Below are 1,489 nucleotides of genomic sequence, written 5' to 3' on the forward strand. Positions count from 1 at the left end.
CCCCGTTATGGTTTCCGCGGTCCTGCAAGAGGGCCGCTGGCCTCCGGGCCCGGCATGACTGTGTCCCCCTGTCGATCGGATGACCTGGGGGGTGGTGTCACCGGGCCCGAGGGGTGCCGTCGGAGACGCTGATCAGAGGTCCGACTACCGCCTGGCCTGGCGCAACGCCGGGCCGCTTGCGGGCGGCAGGTCTGCATAACGTGGATGCGCGCGTACGGCGCCGACGCCAAGGCCAGAAGAGACACGAGTCCCGCTTTGGAGGACTGGATGTACGACACCGACGGCGTAGGTGTCTTCCTCGGCCTGGACGTCGGTAAACAGGCCCACCACGGGCACGGGCTCACCCCGGCCGGCAAGAAGGTCTTCGACAAGCAGCTGCCCAACAGCGAGCCGAAACTGCGGGCCGTGTTCGACAAGCTGACCGCGAAGTTCGGCACCGTGCTGGTCGTCGTGGACCAGCCCGCTTCCATCGGAGCCCTGCCGCTCACCGTGGCCCGGGACGCGGGGTGCAAGGTCGCCTATCTGCCCGGACTCGCAATGCGCCGGATCGCCGACCTGTATCCCGGCGAGGCCAAGACCGACGCCAAGGACGCGGGCGTGATCGCTGACGCCGCCCGCACCATGCCCCACACCCTGCGCTCGCTGGAGGTAACCGACGAGATCACCGCCGAACTCACCGTCCTGGTCGGCTTCGACCAGGACCTGGCGGCCGAGGCCACCCGCACCAGCAACCGCATACGCGGCCTGCTCACCCAGTTCCACCCCTCGCTGGAGCGTGTCCTGGGCCCCCGCCTGGACCACCCCGCCGTCACCTGGCTCCTGGAGCGCTACGGCTCCCCGGCCGCCCTCCGCAAGGCCGGGCGCCGCAAGCTCGTCGAGGTCATCCGGCCCAAGGCCCCGCGCATGGCCCAGCGCCTGATCGACGACGTCTTCGATGCGCTGGACGAGCAGACCGTCGTCGTGCCCGGCACCGGCACCCTCGACGTGGTCATCCCATCCCTGGCACGCTCCCTCGCGACCGTCCACGAACAACGTCGGGCCCTGGAAACCCAGATCAGTGAACTGCTGGAGGCCCACCCTCTTTCCAGGGTCCTGACCTCGATGCCGGGTGTCGCGGTCAGGACCGCCGCCGTCCTGCTGGTCACCGTCGGCGACGGCACCAGCTTCCCCACCGCCGCCCACCTCGCCTCCTACGCCGGCCTTGCACCAGCCACCAAGTCCTCCGGGACATCGATCCACGGCGAACACGCACCCAGAGGCGGCAACCGGCAACTGAAGAGAGCGATGTTCCTCTCAGCCTTCGCAGCCCTGCACGATCCCGCCTCCCGCGCCTACTACGAAAAGCAACGAGCCCGCGGCAAGACCCACACCCAAGCCCTCCTCCGCCTCGCCCGCCACCGCATCAGCGTCCTGTTCGCCATGCTCCGCGACGGCACCTTCTACGAACCCAGAACCCCACGCCTCGCTTGACGAAAGACATAGAGGCACC

1 protein-coding gene is annotated in these 1,489 nt (G+C 69.0%); it reads left to right on the top strand.

Going from position 1 to position 1,489, the window contains the following annotated elements:
• Nucleotides 1-267 precede the first annotated feature (267 nt).
• Complete coding sequence (locus tag ABD198_RS30435) at nucleotides 268-1,470, top strand: IS110 family RNA-guided transposase (protein WP_344007950.1); 1,203 nt, start codon at nucleotides 268-270, stop codon at nucleotides 1,468-1,470.
• Nucleotides 1,471-1,489 lie beyond the last annotated feature (19 nt).

It is taken from the genome of Streptomyces thermocarboxydovorans, assembly GCF_039524635.1.
Classification (GTDB): domain Bacteria; phylum Actinomycetota; class Actinomycetes; order Streptomycetales; family Streptomycetaceae; genus Streptomyces; species Streptomyces thermocarboxydovorans.

Bases quoted from the DNA above. Each gene is read 5' to 3' on its own strand.
- ABD198_RS30435 (WP_344007950.1), top strand. From the start codon at position 268: ATGTACGACACCGACGGCGTAGGTGTCTTCCTCGGCCTGGACGTCGGT.